This is a genomic window from Methylobacterium sp. J-048 (assembly GCF_022829515.1).
Taxonomy (GTDB): Bacteria; Pseudomonadota; Alphaproteobacteria; order Rhizobiales; family Beijerinckiaceae; genus Methylobacterium.
Window position 1 is genome coordinate 15,273 of the sequence record NZ_JAKSYL010000113.1, and the last position, 18,886, is coordinate 34,158.

19 protein-coding genes are annotated in these 18,886 nt (G+C 71.1%); 12 read left to right on the forward strand and 7 right to left on the reverse strand.

Annotated elements, in window-relative coordinates; all coding sequences use genetic code 11:
* Nucleotides 1-134 precede the first annotated feature (134 nt).
* The 3 genes from ccmE to MKL09_RS09115 all read left to right on the forward strand — a co-directional run bounded on the left by ccmE (nucleotide 135) and on the right by MKL09_RS09115 (nucleotide 4,649).
* Complete coding sequence (ccmE, locus tag MKL09_RS09105; protein ID WP_244019652.1) at nucleotides 135-638, forward strand: cytochrome c maturation protein CcmE; 504 nt, start codon at nucleotides 135-137, stop codon at nucleotides 636-638.
* 10 nt (nucleotides 639-648) lie between these two features.
* Nucleotides 649-2,655, forward strand: coding sequence for a heme lyase CcmF/NrfE family subunit (locus MKL09_RS09110; protein ID WP_244019654.1), 2,007 nt, complete (start codon nucleotides 649-651; stop codon nucleotides 2,653-2,655).
* Nucleotides 2,656-2,867: 212 nt separating this feature from the next.
* On the forward strand, nucleotides 2,868-4,649 hold the full coding sequence (locus MKL09_RS09115; RefSeq protein WP_244019656.1) for a magnesium chelatase subunit D: 1,782 nt from the start codon (nucleotides 2,868-2,870) through the stop codon (nucleotides 4,647-4,649).
* Nucleotides 4,650-4,688: 39 nt separating this feature from the next.
* Here the strand turns inward: MKL09_RS09115 and MKL09_RS09120 are convergent, their stop codons facing one another.
* Nucleotides 4,689-4,835, reverse strand: a complete 147-nt coding sequence (locus MKL09_RS09120; protein ID WP_244019657.1) for a hypothetical protein — start codon at nucleotides 4,833-4,835, stop codon at nucleotides 4,689-4,691.
* A 207-nt stretch (nucleotides 4,836-5,042) separates the two neighbouring features.
* Here MKL09_RS09120 and bchO point away from each other — a divergent pair, with 207 nt between their 5' ends.
* On the forward strand, nucleotides 5,043-5,948 hold the full coding sequence (gene bchO / locus MKL09_RS09125) for an alpha/beta fold hydrolase BchO (protein WP_244019659.1): 906 nt from the start codon (nucleotides 5,043-5,045) through the stop codon (nucleotides 5,946-5,948).
* A gap of 201 nt (nucleotides 5,949-6,149) precedes the next feature.
* Nucleotides 6,150-6,932: a gamma-glutamyl-gamma-aminobutyrate hydrolase family protein gene (locus tag MKL09_RS09130; RefSeq protein ID WP_244019661.1), complete on the forward strand. Its 783-nt coding sequence runs from the start codon at nucleotides 6,150-6,152 to the stop codon at nucleotides 6,930-6,932.
* Nucleotides 6,933-6,941: 9 nt separating this feature from the next.
* Here the strand turns inward: MKL09_RS09130 and MKL09_RS09135 are convergent, their stop codons facing one another.
* Nucleotides 6,942-7,412 carry a carboxymuconolactone decarboxylase family protein gene (locus MKL09_RS09135; RefSeq protein WP_244019664.1) on the reverse strand — a complete coding sequence of 157 codons (471 nt, stop codon included), beginning with the start codon at nucleotides 7,410-7,412 and terminating at the stop codon, nucleotides 6,942-6,944.
* Between the two features lie 473 nt (nucleotides 7,413-7,885).
* Between MKL09_RS09135 and gntA the strand changes: the two genes are divergently transcribed.
* The 4 genes from gntA (at nucleotide 7,886) to MKL09_RS09155 (ending at nucleotide 11,841) form a co-directional block, all read left to right on the forward strand.
* Nucleotides 7,886-8,644 (forward strand): guanitoxin biosynthesis heme-dependent pre-guanitoxin N-hydroxylase GntA, encoded by a 759-nt coding sequence (gntA, locus tag MKL09_RS09140; protein ID WP_244019666.1) that lies wholly within the window; start codon nucleotides 7,886-7,888, stop codon nucleotides 8,642-8,644.
* Between the two features lie 66 nt (nucleotides 8,645-8,710).
* Nucleotides 8,711-9,307, forward strand: a complete 597-nt coding sequence (locus MKL09_RS09145; RefSeq protein ID WP_092037247.1) for a DUF1989 domain-containing protein — start codon at nucleotides 8,711-8,713, stop codon at nucleotides 9,305-9,307.
* A 301-nt stretch (nucleotides 9,308-9,608) separates the two neighbouring features.
* Nucleotides 9,609-11,348, forward strand: coding sequence for a methyl-accepting chemotaxis protein (locus MKL09_RS09150; RefSeq protein ID WP_244019667.1), 1,740 nt, complete (start codon nucleotides 9,609-9,611; stop codon nucleotides 11,346-11,348).
* 109 nt (nucleotides 11,349-11,457) lie between these two features.
* Nucleotides 11,458-11,841: a VOC family protein gene (locus MKL09_RS09155; protein WP_244019668.1), complete on the forward strand. Its 384-nt coding sequence runs from the start codon at nucleotides 11,458-11,460 to the stop codon at nucleotides 11,839-11,841.
* Between the two features lie 31 nt (nucleotides 11,842-11,872).
* Here the strand turns inward: MKL09_RS09155 and MKL09_RS09160 are convergent, their stop codons facing one another.
* From MKL09_RS09160 to MKL09_RS09170, 3 genes are read right to left on the reverse strand one after another with little or no spacing between them, the layout of a single operon-like run.
* Complete coding sequence (locus tag MKL09_RS09160) at nucleotides 11,873-13,126, reverse strand: cytochrome P450 (RefSeq protein WP_244019669.1); 1,254 nt, start codon at nucleotides 13,124-13,126, stop codon at nucleotides 11,873-11,875.
* A gap of 9 nt (nucleotides 13,127-13,135) precedes the next feature.
* The gene (locus MKL09_RS09165) at nucleotides 13,136-14,416 is read right to left on the reverse strand and encodes an NAD(P)/FAD-dependent oxidoreductase (protein WP_244019670.1); all 1,281 of its coding nucleotides are present in this window, start codon (nucleotides 14,414-14,416) and stop codon (nucleotides 13,136-13,138) included.
* Nucleotide 14,417: 1 nt separating this feature from the next.
* Entirely contained in the window at nucleotides 14,418-14,663 is a 246-nt protein-coding gene (locus MKL09_RS09170) for a ferredoxin (RefSeq protein ID WP_243943825.1), read from the reverse strand.
* Nucleotides 14,664-14,901: 238 nt separating this feature from the next.
* On the opposite strand from MKL09_RS09170, the gene MKL09_RS09175 reads away from it, so the two are divergent.
* From MKL09_RS09175 to MKL09_RS09185, 3 genes are all read left to right on the forward strand, one after another.
* Nucleotides 14,902-15,210, forward strand: coding sequence for a type II toxin-antitoxin system RelE/ParE family toxin (locus MKL09_RS09175; protein WP_244019671.1), 309 nt, complete (start codon nucleotides 14,902-14,904; stop codon nucleotides 15,208-15,210).
* Nucleotides 15,211-15,243: 33 nt separating this feature from the next.
* On the forward strand, nucleotides 15,244-15,567 hold the full coding sequence (locus MKL09_RS09180; protein WP_244019672.1) for a helix-turn-helix domain-containing protein: 324 nt from the start codon (nucleotides 15,244-15,246) through the stop codon (nucleotides 15,565-15,567).
* A gap of 199 nt (nucleotides 15,568-15,766) precedes the next feature.
* Nucleotides 15,767-16,312: a hypothetical protein gene (locus MKL09_RS09185; protein ID WP_244019673.1), complete on the forward strand. Its 546-nt coding sequence runs from the start codon at nucleotides 15,767-15,769 to the stop codon at nucleotides 16,310-16,312.
* On the opposite strand, the gene MKL09_RS09190 is transcribed toward MKL09_RS09185, so the two are convergent.
* Nucleotides 16,279-18,051 (reverse strand): class I adenylate-forming enzyme family protein, encoded by a 1,773-nt coding sequence (locus MKL09_RS09190; protein WP_244019675.1) that lies wholly within the window; start codon nucleotides 18,049-18,051, stop codon nucleotides 16,279-16,281. The two genes, MKL09_RS09185 and MKL09_RS09190, sit on opposite strands and share 34 nt — an antisense overlap.
* Complete coding sequence (locus MKL09_RS09195) at nucleotides 18,048-18,818, reverse strand: SDR family NAD(P)-dependent oxidoreductase (protein ID WP_244019677.1); 771 nt, start codon at nucleotides 18,816-18,818, stop codon at nucleotides 18,048-18,050. Before MKL09_RS09195 ends, MKL09_RS09190 begins: the two co-directional genes overlap by 4 nt.
* Nucleotides 18,819-18,886 lie beyond the last annotated feature (68 nt).

Sequence of the window (18,886 nt, forward strand, 5' to 3'; positions counted from 1 at the left end):
GCTGTTCGTACGACAATCGGTCCTGCCCGACGCCCTTGACCGGCGCGGCTACCCGGCCGACACCCTCAAGGCTAGAATGAGAACGGTTTAGGTCTGCTCGGGCCCAGGCCGCCGGATCCCGGGGTGGAAGAGACGTGACGCGCAAGAGCCGCCGCCTGATCCTGATCGCCGCCTGCGGCAGCGTCCTGGCCCTCGCCGTGGGCTTGATCCTGTTCGCGATGAGCGGCTCGATCGTGTTCTTCCGCTCGCCCAGCGACATCGCCCAGCAGGGCATCGCCCCCGGCACCCGCCTGCGGCTCGGTGGCCTGGTGAAGGACGGCTCGCTCCGGCGCGGGCCAGACCAGACGGTGGATTTCGCCGTGACCGACACGAACGCCACCGTCGAGGTCCAGTACAAGGGCCTGCTGCCCGACCTGTTCCGCGAGGGCCAGGGCGTCGTGGCCGAGGGCATGCTGGAGCCGGGCGGCCGGTTCCGCGCCGATACCGTGCTCGCCAAGCACGACGAATCGTACATGCCCCGCGAGGTCGCCGACGCCCTGAAGGCGCAGGGACGCTGGCAGGAGGGTGGCGACAAAGGCGGCCCGAAGCCCGTCACCGCCTCGAACGGCGGGACCCTCGGCCCCCGCAGCGAGCGGTAAGGAACCCGGCATGATCGTCGAGACCGGCCATTTCGCGCTCGCGCTCGCGCTGGCGATCTCCCTCGTCCAGATGGTGATGCCGGTCTGGGCCGCGCGCTCTGGCGACCCGGCCCTGCGCCAGGCCGCCTCGCAAGCGGCTCTGGGCGCCTTCGCCTGCGTGCTGTTCGCGTTCGCGGCCCTGACCTGGGCGCACGTCACCTCGGACTTCTCGGTCCAGAACGTCGTCGAGAACTCGCACACCCAGAAGCCGCTGATCTACAAGGTCTCCGGCGTCTGGGGTAACCACGAGGGCTCGATGCTCCTCTGGGTCCTGATCCTGACCCTGTTCGGCGCCTGCGTGGCGGCGGCCAAAAACTCCGTGCCGCCGCGGCTGCGCGCCAACACGCTCGGCGTGCAGGGCCTGATCACCTTCGTGTTCGTGCTGTTCATCATCACGACCTCGAACCCGTTCAGCCGCGTGGTCCCGGCCCCGCTGGAGGGCAACGACCTCAACCCGCTGCTGCAGGATGTCGGCCTCGCGATCCACCCGCCGCTCCTCTACATCGGCTATGTCGGATTCTCGATCAGCTTCGCCTTCGCGGTCGCCGCCCTGATCGACGGGCGCATCGACGCGGTCTGGGCGCGGGCCGTGCGGCCCTGGACGCTGGCCGCCTGGTCGTTCCTGACGCTGGGCATCGCGATGGGCTCGTACTGGGCCTATTACGAGCTCGGCTGGGGCGGCTGGTGGTTCTGGGATCCGGTGGAGAACGCCTCGCTGATGCCCTGGATCGCCGGAACGGCTTTGCTGCACTCCACCGTGGTGATGGAGAAGCGCGACGCGCTGAAGGTCTGGACGGTCCTGCTCGCGATCCTGACCTTCTCGCTGTCGCTGATCGGCACCTTCCTGGTCCGCTCCGGGGTGATCACCTCGGTACATTCCTTCGCCACCGACCCGACCCGCGGCGTCTTCATCCTGGCGATCCTGGTGCTGTTCATCGGCGGTTCGCTGACGCTGTTCGCCTGGCGGGCGCCGCTGCTGCGCCAGGGCGGCCTGTTCGCGCCGATCTCCCGGGAGGGCGCCCTCGTCCTCAACAACCTGTTCCTCGTGGCCGCCTGCGCGACGGTGCTGGTCGGCACGCTCTACCCGCTCCTCCTGGAGATGCTGACCGGGGAAAAAATCACGGTCGGCCCGCCCTTCTTCAACGCGACCTTCATCCCCCTGGCGATCCCGCTCCTGCTGATCGTCCCGTTCGGCCAGGCGCTCGCCTGGAAGCGGGGCGACGTGCTCGCCGCCTCGCAGCGCCTGTTCGCGGCGCTCGCCGTCGCCCTGGTGGTCGGCTTCGCGGTCCTGGCCCTGACCTGGGGCGGCCCGGTGATGGCGCCGGTGGGGATCGGGCTCGGCGCCTACCTGCTGATCGGCTCGGCCCTGGAGATCGTCTCCCGGGCCCGGGGCTTCGGCTCCGGCCGCACGCGCGACCTCGGCCAGATCGGGCGCCGGGCCATCGGCCTGCCGCGCTCGGCCTGGGGCACCGCGCTCGCCCATGCCGGCGTCGGCGTGGTGGTGATCGGCATCGCCGCACAAGGCTGGGCCACCGAGGGGCTGGCGACGCTCAAGCCCGGCCAGAATCTCACGTCCGGCCCCTACACCGCGACCCTCGACCGGGTCGCGCCCCGGGCCGGCCCGAACTACGAGGAGGCGGCGGCCTTCCTGACGATCCGGACGCGCGCCGGCGACGAGGTCGGCCAGGTCGAGACCGGCAAGCGCTTCTACCCGAGCCGCAAGATGTCGGTGACGGAATCCGGCTTGCTGACCATCGGGGCGAGCCAGGTCTATGCCAGCCTCGGCGAGATCGGCCAGGACGGTGGCATCGGCGTGCGCCTCTATTACAAGCCGCTGGTGCTGATGATCTGGCTCGGCGCCGTGGTCATGGCACTGGGTGGCGGGCTGTCGCTCACCGACCGCCGGATGCGCGTCGGCGTCCCGGCCAAGGCGCGGGTCCGGCCGATGCCCAGCGCGGCCGCGGTTCCGGCCGAGTGATGGCCGGGGTTCTCGCATCTGGCGCCGACGCTCTCCCTCCCCCCTCCGCGGGGGAGGGTGGGCCTTGCGTCCCCGAGGGTCGGGAGCCGCGGTGGCCCAGTGCAGCGGGCTTCGCACCCCCGCTGCTCGCTGCTCGCCGTGCATCCCCCCTCACCCCCCCACCCCATGCGGCAGAGGGGACCACTCGCGGCAGGGGGGGAAGGGGCGTGTCCATGGCCGGGCGAGGCGCGTCGGGTGCGAAACCAGCTGCCGTCGCGCCGCCCATCTCCCGACCCTCGCTGACGAGAGGGCCACCCTCCCCCGCAGAGGGGAGAGGGAATGCGGAGGCGCTTCAAAAAATCTGGCCCGACGCCCTGCTCGCCGCCCGCCTCCTCGCCACCGACCCGCACGGTTTCGGCGGTGCGGTCGTGCGGGCGGGGCCCGGGCCGGTGCGTGAGCGCTGGCTCGATACCCTGCGGGCGGCGCTTCCGCAGGGCACGCCCTGGCGACGGCTGCCGCCGGGGATCGGCGACGACAGCCTGCTCGGTGGCCTCGACCTCGCCGCGACCCTGGCGGCCGGCCGGCCGGTGGCGCGGGCCGGCCTGCTCGCGGAGGCCGATGGCGGGTTGATCGTCGTGCCGATGGCCGAGCGGCTGGCCCCCGGCATCGCGGCGCGGCTCACGGCCGCCCTCGACACCGGCACCGCCTCGGAGCGCCCGGCGCGCTTCGGCCTTGTGCTACTCGACGAGGGCGAGGGCGACGAGACCGTGACGGAGGCCCTGGCCGACCGCCTGGCCTTCCGGATCGACCTGAGCAGCGTCGGGATCGCGGATGGCGACGCGCCTGCCGTCGCCGAGGACACCGATCCAGGCGACCCGGAGACCGACCCGCTCGGCACGCTGTGCCGGCTCGCGGAGGCGCTCGGCGTCGCGTCCTTGCGCGGGCCAATCCTGGCAGCCCGGGCGGCGCACGCGCTCGCCGCAGAGGGGCCGATCGGCACCGACGCGATCACGGCGGCCGCCCGCCTGGTCCTGGCCCCCCGCGCCACGCGCCTGCCCGGAGCACCGGACGACGCGCCCCCGGAGGCGGCCGAGGCGCCGCCCCCGCCGCCCGCGGAGGATGGCCCCGCGGAGGACGCGGCGGATCCGGCCCCGGCCGATGCGGCCGAGGATCGCGTGCTCGAAGCGGTGCGGGCGGCGATCCCGGCCAACCTTCTGGATCAGTTGCTGGCAGGCGGCGTGCGCCTCTCGGCCGCCAAGGCCGGACGGGTTGGCCAACCGGCGGCGGCACGCACCGGGCGCCCGATCGGCAGCCGGCGGGGCGATCCGCGGCGCGGGCGCCTCGACCTGCTGGCGACCCTGCGGGCGGCGGCGCCGTGGCAGGGCGTGCGGCGCGCGGCCGGCGAAACCCGCCCGATCGTGGTCCGGCGGGACGATCTGCGGATCCGGATCCTGCGGCAGCGGACCGAGACCACGACGGTGTTCTGTGTCGACGCCTCGGGCTCGGCCGCCCTGGAGCGGCTGGCGGAAGCCAAGGGCGCGGTGGAGCTGCTGCTGGCCGAGGCCTATGTCCGGCGCGACCGGGTGGCGCTGGTGGCGTTCCGCGGCGCGGGTGCGGAGCTGGTCCTGCCGCCGACCCGCTCGCTGACCCGGGCGAAGCGCGGCCTCTCGGGCCTGCCGGGCGGGGGCGGGACGCCGCTGGCGGCGGGGATCGACGCGGCGCTGAATGTCGCGCTCGGCGTGCGCCGGAGCGGCAGCCGGCCGGTGATCGTGCTGCTGACGGATGGACGCGCCAATGTCGCGCGTTCGGGGGAGGGCGGCCGGGCCCGGGCCGGCGCGGAGGCCCTGCAGGCGGCCCGCGCGCTCCGCGCGGCCGGCTTGCCGGCCCTGGTGATCGATACCGGTGCCCGTGGCGAAGGCGCACGCGCGGTCGCAGACGCGATGGCCGCCCGCTACCTCATGCTGCCCCGTGCCGATGCCGGGCTGCTCAGCGCGGCGGTGCGGGCCACGCTGTAGAGCGTCGTCGCGGGCCGGGCTGGACCGGCCCAGTTCGGATCAGAGGTGGATGCCGACGCCGAGATCGGCGACGCGCTGGTTGTGGGACATCCAGGCGTCCAGCATCTCGCGGAACAGGCCGCGGAAGCTCCAGCGACCGGAGGTCGAGGCGGCGAAATGGTGGGTCGAGGAGGTGAAGACGATCATGGCCGGTTCCGTCGGTAGGAGATGCGCGGTGCCTGGGAGCGCCTCTTTGATGCGCCCCTTGCTGCGTCGCAGCAATCCAGTCTCCGGCAGCGGTGGCATGCGGTTTCCGCATGCGTTTCCAATGCCTTACGAAATACTTCCAACCCAGCACGATAGCGCAAGCGCTGGGTGCGCGTTCGGGTTTGGTGCACCGCGGGATACAAGCCGGTGCTGAGCCCGCGCGACGCGGACCGGCCCGATTGGGCGGTCGAGGGCCGGGATTGGCCGCACCGGGCAGCGAGCCGCTTCGTCGAGGCGGCGGGCCTGCGCTGGCATGTCCAGGAATTCGGCCGGCCCGAGGCGCCAGTGCTGCTGCTCCTGCACGGGACCGGAGCCGCCACCCATTCCTGGCGCGGGCTGGCGCCGCTCCTGGCCCAAGATTTCTTCGTGGTGGCCCCGGACCTGCCGGGCCACGGCTTCACCGATCCCCTGCCGGATGCCGACCTGTCGCTGCCCGGCATGGCTCGGGCCGTGGCGGGCCTCGTGACATCGCTCGGATGCAGGCCCGTCGTGGCGGCCGGTCACTCGGCCGGCGCCGCGGTGCTGGCGCGGATGTGTCTGGACGGCGTCATCGCGCCGCGTCTGCTGGCGGCGTTCAACGGCGCGCTGGCGCCGCTGCCGGGGGCGGCGAGCCTGCTGTTCCCCGGCATGGCCCGGCTGCTGTTCCTCAACCCATTCACCCCGAGGATCTTCGCTTGGACGGCGGACCGGTCGGCAGCCAAGCGGCTGATCGAGGGCACCGGCTCGCGCCTCGACCCGCAGGGCGTCGATCTGTACCGGCGGCTCTTCGCCCGGGCCGGCCACGTGCGCGGGGCGCTCGGCATGATGGCGAACTGGGACCTCGCCGGGCTGCACCGGACTCTGCCGTGTCTGACGACTCGCACGCTGCTGATCGTCGGCGGCGACGACCGGGCGATCCTGCCCGACACCGCCTTCACCCTGCGCGAGCACCTGCCCGACGCCCGGGTCGCCCTGATCCGGGGGCTCGGCCATCTCGCGCATGAGGAAGCGCCTGAGCGCGTCGCAGACGTGCTGTTCGAGGAGGCCCGGGCCGTCGGAATCCTCGAAGCCTGACGCGCCCGGCGGGACTGGCGCCGGCTTTGCCTGGGTCGTAGAGCGCTCGCCACCGAAGCGGATACCGGTTCGGCGTAAGCCCGCGCGTTACATCAAGGACTGCGAGTCGCAGCCCGATTGCAACGCGATCGGGAACGGCTCTAGAGCCAACCGCAAGGTGCAGGACCTGTGACAAAGCCGGAGCGAGGAGGTGTCGGGACGATGGCGAGACCCGTGATCGGCGTCATCGGAAACGCGCGCCTGCTCGACAACCGGTTCACGGCCCAGATCGTCGGCGAGAACAATTTCCGGGCTCTGGCCGAGGTGGCCGGAGCCCTGCCGCTGATGTTCGCCGGCTGTCCGGCGGTCACCGATCTCGGCGGTCTGCTCGATACGGTGGACGGCGTGCTGCTCACGGGTGGGCGCGCCAACGTCCATCCGACCCACTTCGGAACCGAGCCGCACCCGGCACACGAGCCCTACGACGAGGCCCGCGACGCGGTGGCGCTGCCGCTGATCGAGGCCTGCGTGGCGCGGGGCGTGCCGCTGTTCGGCATCTGCCGCGGCTTCCAGGAGATGAACGTCGCCTTCGGCGGCAGCCTGCACCCGGAGATCCGCGACATACCCGGCCGCCTCAATCACCGGATGCCGCGGCTCGAGAACGGCGAGATCCACCCGGACCTGGAAGTGGTATTCGCCGAGCGCCACGAGGTCAGCCTGACCCCGGGCGGCGCCTTCGCGCGGCTGCTCGGGTGCGAGACGATCCGGGTGAACTCCCTGCACGGCCAGGGCATCCTGCAGCCGGGCGCCCGCGTCGTGATCGAGGGCATCGCCGAGGACGACACGATCGAGGCGATCCGCATCGCCGATGCGCCGGGCTTCGCCCTGGGCGTGCAATGGCACCCGGAGCACGACGCCACCACGAACCCGATCAACCGGGCGCTGTTCGAGGCGTTCGGGGCCGCGGCGGCCCGGCAGCGGGCCGAGGCGGGCAGCCGGCGCTGATCCAGACCATCACCCACCGGAGGCTTGGCGTACCCTGCTTTCCTGGGGCGGATTGCGAAAACTGATCGCCATGCGATTGTAGGCGTTCATCAGGCTGATCGCGATCGTCAGATCGACCAGCTCTTTTTCGTCGAACGCGGACCGGGCGGCCTCGTAGTCGCTGTCCGGCACGTTGGTCTGGGCGACGCGCGTCACCGTCTCGGCCCAGGCCAGCGCCGCGCGCTCCCGCGCGGAGAAGACGGCCCCGGCTTCCGCCCAAGCCTGAGCGAGCGCCAGCTTTTGCGGCGTCTCGCCCTTCTCGATGAGGGCACGGGTGTGCATGTCGAGACAATAGGCACAGTTGTTTATTTGCGAAATACGCAGATAGACCAATTCAATCAACGATGCCGGCAGACCGCATAGTGCCACGTAAGCATAGACGCCGCCCAGCGATTTGATACCCGCCGGTGAGATGACCTGATAATCCAATCTCTGCGTCATGGAATTTCTCCCGCCCGATGCACCCTCAATCCAGGGCGATCGACGACGCTACGCCTCTACGCTGGCTGCCGGTCGTCCTGATCCCACCGATCATAAGCGTTGAGATCAGCGATTCTCAGCGTCAGACTTCAATGCATTTCCGGCCGCCGCGGAGGCGCGCGCTCCGGCGGCCCCCACTGAACTGGATTGCGGCGGTGCGTCGTCCGGCGAAGTCACGCATCCGGTCTCGCAGCATTCGCAAGCGCGCGGGCCGAGTCTTACCCACCTTAATCTATGTTCGGGCGGACAATGAACATTGGTGCAGGTCTTCCGGACGCAGCGCCGATTCTTCTCGGGAGGAAGCAAGATTCACCTTCTCCCCGGACGACCTGTCGCAGGGGGGAACAGCGACCTGAAACCGGGGTTGCCCGAGTCCCGAACAGCGGTTGCCTCCTCCCGAGGCACACCTGCGCAGATCTCGAGCCATCGACCGCATGCAGTTTCCCCGCGACGACGAAGAGCATCCGCGTGCCCAGGCCTTCCGCGACTTCATCCGGAATCCCCCCTTTCCCTGCGTCGGCGCAAAGTCGGCCCTGTCGCGCGGGCGCATGAAGATCGTCGTGGCCCGGGACATCACCTCGGGCTGGGACGACATGCGGATCTACCCGGCCCTGCTCGCCTTCGTGGCGCGCTACCGCGAGACCCCCGACCTGTTCCAGAGCTTCGCGGTCGTATTCGAGGGGCCCGGCGACCTCTCGGAAGAGGCGTTCGAGCAGAATCTCTGGGCGCGGGCGCAATCGCTCACCGACAAGGATGCCTGGCTCGGGCAGCCCCACGACGCCCGGGTGGCGGACGATCCCGACAACCCCCACTTCTCCCTGAGCTTCGGCGGCGAGGCCTTCTTCGTGGTCGGGCTGCACCCGAATGCCAGCCGCCCGGCGCGGCAATTCTCCTCGCCGGTGCTGGTGTTCAACCTGCACGCCCAGTTCGAGCGGCTGCGGGCCGAGGGCCGCTACGAGAAGTTGCGCGCCTCGATCCTGGAGCGCGACGAGGCCCTGGCCGGCAGCCTCAACCCGATGCTGGCGCGCCACGGCGAGACCTCCGAGGCCCGCCAGTACAGCGGCCGCGTGGTCGGCGACGAGTGGCGCTGCCCGATGCAGGGTCGACCGGCGGCGCCGGCCACCCCGGCCGCCGACGATTGGCATCCGCTGGCCTCGCCGCTCGACATCAGCTTCCCGAGCAGCGGCGCCTGAGGCGCTGCCGGATCGCGGCGGCATCTGCCGCGTTTCCGGCCGGATCGAAACGGAAGCGGAGACATCATGGACCGGGCGGATGTGCAGCAGATCGAGCCGCGCTCAGGCGTCGCCTTCACCCTCGACCGGGGCCAGCGCCTCACGGTGATCGACCCGCGCGGCGAGCAGGTGGCCGACCTCGTCGCCTACAACCGCCACGATACCGGCGAGGTGATCTCGTCCGGGCGGACCCTCGACTATGCGAGCCGGATCTACCTGACCACCGGTGATCCGCTCTACTCCAACCGCTCGAACGTGCTGTTGCGCATCGTCGAGGACACGGTCGGGCGCCACGATTTCCTGCTGACGCCGTGCTCGGCCGACACGTTCCGGATCATCTACGGCGACACCGACCCGCACCGGGGCTGCTTCGGGAACCTCGCCGCGGCGCTCGCCCCCTACGGCATCGCCCCGGACGCGATCCCGGTGGCGTTCAACTGCTTCATGAACGTGCCGATCGACGGGACGACCGGCGCTCTTACGGTCGAGCCGCCGCTGAGCCGGGCCGGCGACCGGATCGTGTTCACCGCCGAGACCGACCTGATCATCGGGCTGACGGCCTGCTCGGCGCTGCAATCGAACAACGGCAGCTTCAAGCCGATACATTATCGGATCGAGGCATAACGCGCGACTCCGCCGTTAAGCCGAAACATTCAGAAGTGCATTTTGTATTTTTCCTGAAAAATCCGGATGTGACCCGATTTTCTCGAGACCATAGTCTTGCAAAATACCGAATAACACTTGCTCATGCCGAGCGACGGTTAAAAAATCGTCGCCGGCGACCGGTGTTGAGCTTGTGTTTACCAGTTCTGTGTCTAACCTTCGCCGCGGAACAGCGCCGGGGAATATGAGTCGCCGCGTGCGGGGGCGTCCCCGACGCCGAAAGCTCCTGACGGCCTGGTTCCGTCTCCTTCCCGGTATCTCGATGACACGCTCGCAGACCAACCGCTCGACCGGGGGCGACTTCGCGCCGTTGCACAGCCTCTCGAACGTAAGACTGGGCCACAAGCTGGCGGCGGTGATGGCCCTGGTGCTGGTGGCGGTCGGCGCCCTCAGCGGCCTGAACTACGTCGATACACGGTCCTCCGCGCTCGAAGACCGCGCGCTGATGACGAAGAACCTCGGCGACGTCGCGCGGAGCCTGGTGGCCCATTACGAGGCGCTGGCGTCCTCGGGGCGGATGCCGGTCGATCAGGCCCAGAAGGCTGCCCTTGAGGCCGTCAGCGCGCTGCGCTTCGGCGAGGCGGATTACTTCTTCGTCCTCGATACGCAGGGCCGGCTGATCGCGAACGCGTTCAACGCCAAGAATGTCGGCAAGGTGGTTCTGGACCAGACCGACGTGCCGGGCGGGAAGCGCTACTTCGCCGAAATGGTCGAGGTGGCCAAGCGCGACGGGTCCGGCTTCGTTGACTACAGGAAGCCGCGCGCGGGCGGGACCGAGCCGGTCGAGAAGGTCGTGAGCGTGCAGCTGTTCAAGCCCTGGGGCTGGATCCTGGCCGCCGGCCTCTACCGGGACGACGTCCACGCGGCGGTGCGCAGCCGGACCCTCACCAACGCGCTCTGGTCCGCGGGCCTCGTGATCCCGGTCCTGGCCCTGCTCCTGCTCATCGGCAACGGCCTGTCGCGGCCGATCGTGCGCCTGACCGCGGCGATGCGGGCGCTCGCAGGCGGCGACCTCGCGGTGCCGGTCGCCGATCAGCAGCGCGGCGACGAGGTCGGCGCGATGGCGCGGGCCGTGCAGGTGTTCAAGGACGCGCTGATCGCCAAGCGGGAGGCCGAGGCGGCTGCCGCCGCCGAGAACGCCGCCAAGACGCGCAGGGCCCAGGCGCTGGACGAACTCACCGGCCGGTTCGACGCACATGTCGGCGCGCTGACGCAGAGCCTGTCCGCGTCCGCCGTGGAGATGGAAGCCACCGCCCGGGAGATGACGCGCACCGCCGCGCACACCACCGACCAGTCCGGGCGGGTCGCCGCCACCTCTGAGCAGACCTCGGCCAACGTCCAGACCGTGGCCGCCGCCAGCGAGGAGATGTCCGCCTCGATCCAGGAAATCGCGTCCCGCGTCGCCCAATCCTCGACGATGGCCGACCGGGCGAGCGTCGATGCGGCTCGTACCAACGAACTGATGCAGGTCCTGTCCCGGGGCACGAACCAGATCAGCGAGGTGATGGACCTGATCGCCGGCATCGCCGGGCAGACCAACCTCTTGGCCCTCAACGCGACCATCGAGGCCGCTCGGGCCGGCGAGGCCGGCAGGGGTTTTGCCGTGGTCGCCGGCGAGGTGAAGGCCCTGGCGGCCCAGACCGCCAAGGCCACCGACACGATCGCCGGCCAGATCGCCGCCATCCAGAGCGAGACCCGGAACGCCGTCGATTCGATCCAGACCATCGGCGGCACGATCGACACGATGCGCACGGTGGCGCTGAGCGTCGCTGCGGCCATGGAAGAACAGGGCGCGGCCACGAGCGAGATCGTCCGGAACGTCACCCAGGCCGCCCAGGGGACCCAGGCGGTCAGCGTGGACATCGCCGAGGTCCGCCAAGCCGCCGTCGAGACCGGCGCCGCCGCCGGCCAGGTGCTGAGCGCCGCGCAGGATCTGGCGCGCTACGCCTCGGGATTGGGCCAGGAGGTGACCACGTTCTTGGCTGCGGTCAAAGCCGCCTGAAGGCGGCGGACCGCGCGGGGCACATCAACCCTGGGGTGGTAGACGGCACCGGGGCCAGTCGGCGACCGTGCGGGGTCCGGAACGCTCACGCTCGCAAGGGACCGGCCCGATGCGCTTCGCCCATGTCGCCCTGTGGACCCACGACCTCGATACGGCCGCGGCGTTCTGGCGGCGGTATTTCGATGCCGAGATCGGCGCGCCGTACCACAGCCAGCGGCAGAAAGGGTTCGTGTCCCGGTTCGTCACCCTGCCCGGGGACGGCGCGCAAATCGAACTGATGACGGCGCCCTGGGTCGCGGACGGGGCACACGACGAGCGCGTGGGCTGGACGCATGTCGCGATCGCCCTCGGCAGTATCGAGGCCGTCGACGCTCTCGCCGCCCGCTGCGCCACGGATGGCTGCCTCACGTCGCCGCCGCGCCGCACCGGCGATGGCTTCTACGAGGCGGTGATCGCCATGCCGGACGGAACGCCGATCGAGATCACCGTCTGAGCCGCAGCGGAAGCGCGCGCACGAGATTCCGTCAGGCAATCCCGTCGATCGCCACCCGCAGGTGCTCCGGCCCGCGCAGGGCGGCGCCGGACCGGTAGGGCGGCGGGTCCTCGATCAGCCGGGGTGCCTTGAGCCGGCCGGCGAGAGCGGTGAGCGCCGCCTCGGCTTCGAACCGGGCCAGCGGCGCCCCGACGCAGTAATGCAGGCTGCCGCCGAAGCCGAGATGGCGGATGCCGGCGCGGTCGGGATCGAAGCGGTCGGGATCCGGGAACACGGCGGCGTCGCGGTTGCCGGAGGCCAGCAGCAGGACGAGGTCGGCGCCCTCGGGGATGGTGACGCCGGCGATGTCGATGGCCGACAGGGTCTTGCGGGTCCGGAACTGGACCGGCGGCTCGTAGCGCAGCAGTTCCTCGATCAGGCGTGGCGCGCGGCCGGGATCCCGGCGCAGGCGCTCCAGCTCGTCGGGGTGGCGCAGCAGGGTGAGCAGCCCGTTGGTGATCAGGTTGACCGTGGTCTCGTGGCCGGCCACCAGCATTAGGATCGAGGTGGCGATCAGGTCGTAATCGCCCATCTTCGCCCCCGTGGGCGTCGACTCGTTGGCGAGGCCTGAGAGCATGTCGTCCTGCGGGTGCCGGCGCTTGTCCTTGATCAGGTCGGCCATGTAGCCGCCGATCGCGTCGAAGGTCCGGCTGTTCGCGGCGCGGATCTCGGTGTCGGACAGGCTGTCGGGCTCGAGGGCCGTGGCGAGCTGGGTCGCCCAGCCGTGGAACTTCGGCTCGTCCTCCCGGGGCACGCCGAACAGCTCGCAGATCACCGTCACGGGGAGCGGGTAGGCGAGGTCGTCGACGGCGTCGATCTCCCGAGCATCGCGCTTCTCGTCGAGCAGGTCGGCCACCAGCCGCTCGGAGCGCACCCGCATCGCCTGGATCCGTTCGCGCGAGAACTGGTGCATCACGGAGGCGCGCAGGACGTCGTGGTCAGGCGGGTCGCGGAAGATGAAGACCCGGTGCCGGTCCATCATCCAGTCCTTGAGCGGCTTGACGATCAGGTCGGTTAGGGGATTGCCGGTGCGCGGCCGGTCGGCCGGGGGCAGGGTCTCCGAGCTGACCCGCGGATCCTGCAGCAGGCTCGCGATGGTGCCGTGGGTCGAAGCCACCCAGGTCCCGGCTTCGGTCCCGTCGTCCTGACGGGAGACCGGATGCTGCCGCAGCTTGGCGTAGACGGGATAGGGGTCCGCGCGGTTGGCGAAATCCTTGACCTGGTCGAGGAGGGTGGCGTCGGGCATGCGGTGACCTCAGGGAAAGCCCGGGGCGAGAACCATGATCCCCTTCGATGGGCGGTCGGCGGCCGCCCCCTGCGGCGGGAACGGCGCGCCGGCGGCGACCAACTCGGCATAGGCAGGCAGCCAGCGGGCCGAATCCACCGACACGGCCGCGATGCAACGTCCAGCGCGACCGTAGACGGCGATGAAGCGCCCGGAGCCCGGCTCGCCCTGGGTGAACGCCACGGCATCGGCGCCCTCGGTCAACCCGGCGGACTTGATCACGACATCGCCCTGCGTCGACCAGAAGGTCGGCAGCCCCGCGTAGGGACCCTCGGGCTTCGCCCCGGCCAGAAGCTGTCCGGCGTGGATGCCCTGCATCACGGCGTGGCTCCAATGCTCCAATGCCACCCGCCGGCCGCCATAGAGCGGGTGGGGGAAGCGCGCCACGTCGCCCGCCGCCGCGATGCGCGGATCGGGCTGCCCGTCGGTATCGAGGACGAAGCCGGCCGCGTCGCAATCGACGCCGCCGGGATCCGCCGAGAGGCCGGACCCGTCGAGCCATTCGGTGTTGCGGACGGCCCCGAGGGCGATCACCGCCACATCCGCGTCGATGCGGGTGCCGTCAGTCAGGTGGGCGCGCACGAACCGGCCGCCCTCGTCCTCCAGCCACTCGACCTCGCTGCCGTGGCGCAGATCGACGCCCCGGCCCTCGAGGATCGCGCCGATGAACGCCCCGACCGTGCTGCCGAGGACCCTTCCCAACGGCGTCGGGCCGGGCTCGACCAGGGTCGCGGGCAGGCCGAGCTGCCGGCACAGGCTCGCGACCTCGCAGCCGATGAAGCCGGCGCCGATCACCAGCACCCTCCGGGGGCCGGCGGCGAGGGCGGCCCGCAAGGCGGCGGCGTCGTCCCGCCCGCGCAGGGTGAACACGCCGGAAAGCCGCCCCTCGTGTGGGTTCGGCCAGGGCCGGGCGCGGGTGCCGGTGGCGATCAGCAGGCGATCGTAGGGCACGGTCCCCCCATCCGCGCGATGCAGTGTGCGGGATTCGCGGTCGAGGCGCGTGACCGAGCGGCCGAGCTGCCACTCCACATCCGCGCCGAGGCTGCTCGGCAGGGTGGTCGCATCGGCCCGGATCTCACCGGCCAGGACATGCTTCGAGAGGGGCGGGCGGTCATAGGGCCGGTACGGCTCGGCGCCGACGAGGGTGAGCGGGCCGGTGAACCCGGCTGCCCGCATGGCCTCGGCACCACGCAAGGCCGCCAGGCCGGCGCCGACGACGACCGCACGCTCGGTGGTCGATCCCTGCGCCATCTCAGGACGCCTGCCCCGGATCCTCGACCCGGATCGCCTGGACCGGGCAAGCGACGCGCGCGCGCTCGATGTCGGCCCGGTCCTGCGCGGCGGGAGCGGGGTCGTAGAACAGGGCCTCATGGCCCTCGATGCGGAAGTGCCGCGGCGCCGCGTAGCAGCACTGGGCATAGGCCTGGCAGAGATTGAGATCGACGCACACCCGCAGGCCGGGTGGTGAGCCGGAGGACGCATCGGCAGGGGTGGACATGGCGGTGCAACCACGGCGGGAGCGGTGAGTTCCGCGCGGGGCGTCGTATCGACCGTCGCAGGCGATCCGGATTGCCACGATTGCGCGCCTGACCGCGCAACACTTGTCGGAGAGCGTCCTCGATTTGGCCGATACGCGCGAGCCGTCAGCGACGCGCCGCAGAGCCACTCCGACCCCTTGCGCCCTTGACCCGATATGTCGATTTCGACATGTTTACAGCATGTGGTCGATCGAGATCTTGAACGACACCGTCGATGCCGAGCTGGATGCGCTGCCCATCGACATGCGCGCGAAATTCGAGCGGATCTGCGATCTCATCAGGAGCGTCGGCCTGACCCATGTCGGCGAGCCTTACGTCAAACCATTGGGCGACAAGCTCTGGGAAATGCGGATGTCCGGCAGAGCCGGAATTTCCCGCGCGATTTACATCACCCAGATCGGCCGGCGGATCGTCATCCTGCGGGCTTTCGTGAAGAAAACTCAGAAGACGCCGCCATCCGAGATCAGATTGGCCAGGCAGCGCGCCAAATCACTCGTCGGACAATGAGCGCGCAGCATCGAGGCAACCGGGAGAAGGACGATGAAAGACCGAACTGTAGACCGTCTGACAGAAACCTGGCGGCAGGACCCCGAATACGTGGCCGCCTATGACGCTCTCGACCATGAATTCGCGCTGGCGAAGGAGATGATCCTGGCGCGGACACGGGCGCGCCTGTCGCAGACGCAGCTCGCGGAAAAGATGGGAACGGATCAGGCCAGGATCTCCCGATGGGAATCGGGGGCCGCGAGCCCGACCGTGGAGACGCTGCGGCGTATGGCCGACGCGACGGGCATGGAACTCGTGGTTCGCTTCAAGCGCCCGCGCCGCAGCAAGCCCGCTCAGCCGAACCGGGCAACGGTTTGAAGCGAGGGGGATACGCTACCTCCAGGCCGGCGAATCTTCGGCGTCGCGGCGGGGGCATTGAAGGCGATTCACTGATCTAAAAATGTCCTGGGGGATCGCCGTCGAAATGAACCGGCGGAATTCCCCTGCGTGACGGTTCGCTCTATTGTCGCGTCGCCCCGCGGACCGACCCGAAACGCCGCGATCTCAGGAGGGCACCATGCCGTACGGTGCACGAACGAGTCTCGCCGCCCTCATCCTGTCCCTCGCCCTGGGCGCGACCGGCGCGCGAGCCGAGCAGGCCTCGGGCTGGACCGATCCGCCGGCCCGCAAGCCGGCCCCGGCGGCGAGTCCGGCCGAGGCTCAGAAAGCCGTCCCGCCACCCGCATCGAGCCCCGCCGCCGCAGCACCGGCCCGTAAGGCGGTCGCCGCGCGGCCCGTCCAGAAGCGGGTCGCGACCCACCGCCCCGCTCCGGAGGCCAAGCGGGTCGCCACGACCGCGCATCGGCCGCGCGTCGCCGCAGCCCCGGTCCGGACCGTCCGCCCGCACCGGATGGTCGCGGTCGCGCCGCCGCCACCGCCACCGGACGCCTACCCGCGCTACCGGGCCTACAATTACGGCCCGGGCTACGCCGACGAGCGGCTGGAACGCCTGCGCGCCGCGGAGGCCGCCGGCTACCTGGTCGTGCGACGCCGCACCGTCGAGTTCCCGGACGGACGGTCGCTGCGGGTCTACCGCCCGGACGACGAGGGCGAGCCGTTCTGAGACGAGTCCTCGGCGAACACGGCCCGCAGCGGCGCCCGCAGGATCTTTCCGGCGGGGTTTCGGGGCAGGAGCCCGTCCCAGACCACCACGCGCACCGGCACCTTGAACGCCGCCAGCCGCTCGGCCGCGAAGGCCCGGATCTCCTCGGGCCCGGTCCGGGCGCCCTCGGCGAGCGCCACGATCGCGCCGGGCTCCTCGCCGAGCGTCGGGTGGGGCACGGCCAGCACCACGGCGTCGATCACGTCCGGATGCGCGTAGAGGGCGTTCTCGACCTCGCAGCAATAGATGTTCTCGCCGCCGCGGATCAGCATGTCCTTGATCCGGTCGACGATGGTCAGAAAGCCGTCTTCGTCGGCGCGGGCGAGGTCGCCAGTGCGCAGCCAGCCCTCCGAGAGCACTTCGGCGGTGGCCGCCGGGTCGTCCCAGTAGCCCCGGACCACGTTCGGGCCCTTCACGCACAGCTCGCCGACGCTGCCGGGGGGTAGGTCCTGCCCGAGCGGATCGAGGATCCGCACCTCGCAGACCGGCAGGGGCGGGCCGCAGGATTCGGGATGGGCCAGGTAATCCTCGGCCTGATGGTGGGTGAAGGTCGCCGAGGTCTCGGTCATGCCCCAGCCGGTGGCGGGGACGGCCTTCGGGAAGGCCTCGCCCAGCGCGCGCACGAGGTCGCCGGCCGCGGGGGCGCCGCCATAGGTCACCGCTTCGAGGCTCAGCAGCGGCCGTCCCGCCTCCCGGGCGGCGGTGGCGAGTTGCCACGCGATGGTCGGGACGCCGCCGGCGCCGGTGCAGCCCTCCCGGTCGATCAGGTCGAGGGCTTCGTGGGCGTCCCAGCGATGCATCATCACCAGGCGATGGCCGCCGTAGAGCGCCGCCCCGAGGCTCGCGTGGCAGCCGGTGACGTGGAACAGCGGGATCACCAGCAGCGAGGCCCGCTGCGGCGCGGACGGGTCGGGCTTGGGCGGCGTCTCGCCCCGGCGCAGGGCGCTGCGCGAGGCGGAATAGGGATAGGCCATCACCGTGGTCGCCGCCGCCCGGTGGGTGCCGACCGCGCCCTTCGGCCGGCCGGTGGTGCCGGAGGTGTAGAACAGGGTCGCATCGTCCTCCGGATCGAGGGCGATGTCGGGCGGGGCTCGGTCGGGCAGGGCGGCCCAATCCGCCACCGGGCCGATCACCGCGGAGAGCGGGGTCGCCCGGTCGTCGGGCTCCATCCGCGTGACAAGAATCCGCTCCAGGGCCGGGCATTCGGCCCGGTGCGGCGCGATGCGCTCGAACCGCGCGCCATCGGCGATCAGCACCCGTGCGCCGGAATGCTGGAGCGCGTAAGCCAGTTCCGGCCCAGTCCACCAAGCGTTGAGCGGCGTCGCGATCGCCCCGGCCAGCAGGGCGCCGTAATAGCTGACCGGCCATTCCGGCAGGTTGCGCAGGGCGATCGCGACCCGGTCGCCCTTGCCGATCCCGGCCGCCGCCAGGGCGTGGGCCAGGGCGGTCGCGGCGCGGGCAAAGCCCGTGAAGGTGACGCGCTCGTCCCGGTAGACCACGAAGGTCCTGTCCCCATGCCCCCGGGCGATGCGGAACAGATCGCGCAGGGTCGGCGGCGCGGTCGTCCAGATCCGAGTCGGCACGCCGCGGATCGGAACCGTCTTGATCGCGAAGGCGCCGCCCGGCGCGGTGAGCCGGGCTTCCGCCTCGCGGAAGGGGAGAGCCGGCCAGCCGGCGGGGAGGCGGGGATCGGGGCTCATCGGGCGATCGTCACGCCGCCGTCGATCACCAGCGCTTGGCCGGTGACGAACCGGCCGGCCGGGGAGGCCAGGAACACGGCCGCCCCCGCGATCTCGTCGGGCTCGCCGATCCGGCGGAGCGGCGCGGCCTCGGTGGTGGAGGCCAGCATCTCGGGATCCTCCCACAGGGCCCGGGCGAAATCGGTGCGGATCAGCCCCGGGCAGAGGCAGTTCACCCGGACGTTGGCCGGGCCGTATTCCACCGCGTAGTTGCGGGCGAGCTGAAGGTCGGCGGCCTTGGAGACGTTGTAGGCGCCGATCACCGGCGATCCCTTCAGCGCGCCGATCGAGGAGACGATCACGATCGCCCCGTCCCGGCGCGCGACCATGCCGGGGGCGACCATCTGGATCAGCCAGTGGTTCGACAGGACGTTGTTCTCCAGGATTTTTCTGAACTGGGCGTCCGCGATGCCGGCGAGCGGCCCGTAATACGGGTTGCTGGCGGCGTTGCAGACGAGCACGTCCACCGGCCCGAGCCGGGCCTCGGTCCGGGCGACCAGATCCTCCAGCTTCGCTTTCACGGAGATGCTGGCCGGGATCGCCACCGCGCGGCCCGGGCCGTGGGCGGCCTCGATCTCGGCCACCACGGCATCGCAGGCCTCGCGCTTGCGCGACGAGATCACCACCCGGGCGCCATGCTCGGCCATCCGCAGGGCAATCGCCCGGCCGATGCCCCGGGACGAGCCGGTGATCAGCGCGACCTTGTCGGTCAGATCGAACAGGGGCATGGGTCGGCTCTGCTCCGGACGGGGCGGCACGCCCCCGCCGTCCTTATTCCGTGGGCTCCGATCGTCAC

Bases quoted from the DNA above. Each gene is read 5' to 3' on its own strand.
- MKL09_RS09180 (WP_244019672.1), top strand. From the start codon at position 15,244: ATGAAAGACCGAACTGTAGACCGTCTGACAGAAACCTGGCGGCAGGAC.
- MKL09_RS09110 (WP_244019654.1), top strand. From the start codon at position 649: ATGATCGTCGAGACCGGCCATTTCGCGCTCGCGCTCGCGCTGGCGATC.
- MKL09_RS09145 (WP_092037247.1), top strand. From the start codon at position 8,711: ATGGACCGGGCGGATGTGCAGCAGATCGAGCCGCGCTCAGGCGTCGCC.
- MKL09_RS09155 (WP_244019668.1), top strand. From the start codon at position 11,458: ATGCGCTTCGCCCATGTCGCCCTGTGGACCCACGACCTCGATACGGCC.
- MKL09_RS09115 (WP_244019656.1), top strand. From the start codon at position 2,868: ATGGCCGGGCGAGGCGCGTCGGGTGCGAAACCAGCTGCCGTCGCGCCG.
- MKL09_RS09160 (WP_244019669.1), bottom strand. From the start codon at position 13,126: ATGCCCGACGCCACCCTCCTCGACCAGGTCAAGGATTTCGCCAACCGC.
- MKL09_RS09185 (WP_244019673.1), top strand. From the start codon at position 15,767: ATGCCGTACGGTGCACGAACGAGTCTCGCCGCCCTCATCCTGTCCCTC.
- gntA (WP_244019666.1), top strand. From the start codon at position 7,886: ATGCAGTTTCCCCGCGACGACGAAGAGCATCCGCGTGCCCAGGCCTTC.
- MKL09_RS09165 (WP_244019670.1), bottom strand. From the start codon at position 14,416: ATGGCGCAGGGATCGACCACCGAGCGTGCGGTCGTCGTCGGCGCCGGC.
- MKL09_RS09190 (WP_244019675.1), bottom strand. From the start codon at position 18,051: ATGAGCCCCGATCCCCGCCTCCCCGCCGGCTGGCCGGCTCTCCCCTTC.
- MKL09_RS09150 (WP_244019667.1), top strand. From the start codon at position 9,609: ATGACACGCTCGCAGACCAACCGCTCGACCGGGGGCGACTTCGCGCCG.
- MKL09_RS09130 (WP_244019661.1), top strand. From the start codon at position 6,150: ATGGCGAGACCCGTGATCGGCGTCATCGGAAACGCGCGCCTGCTCGAC.
- MKL09_RS09195 (WP_244019677.1), bottom strand. From the start codon at position 18,818: ATGCCCCTGTTCGATCTGACCGACAAGGTCGCGCTGATCACCGGCTCG.
- MKL09_RS09120 (WP_244019657.1), bottom strand. From the start codon at position 4,835: ATGATCGTCTTCACCTCCTCGACCCACCATTTCGCCGCCTCGACCTCC.
- MKL09_RS09135 (WP_244019664.1), bottom strand. From the start codon at position 7,412: ATGACGCAGAGATTGGATTATCAGGTCATCTCACCGGCGGGTATCAAA.
- MKL09_RS09170 (WP_243943825.1), bottom strand. From the start codon at position 14,663: ATGTCCACCCCTGCCGATGCGTCCTCCGGCTCACCACCCGGCCTGCGG.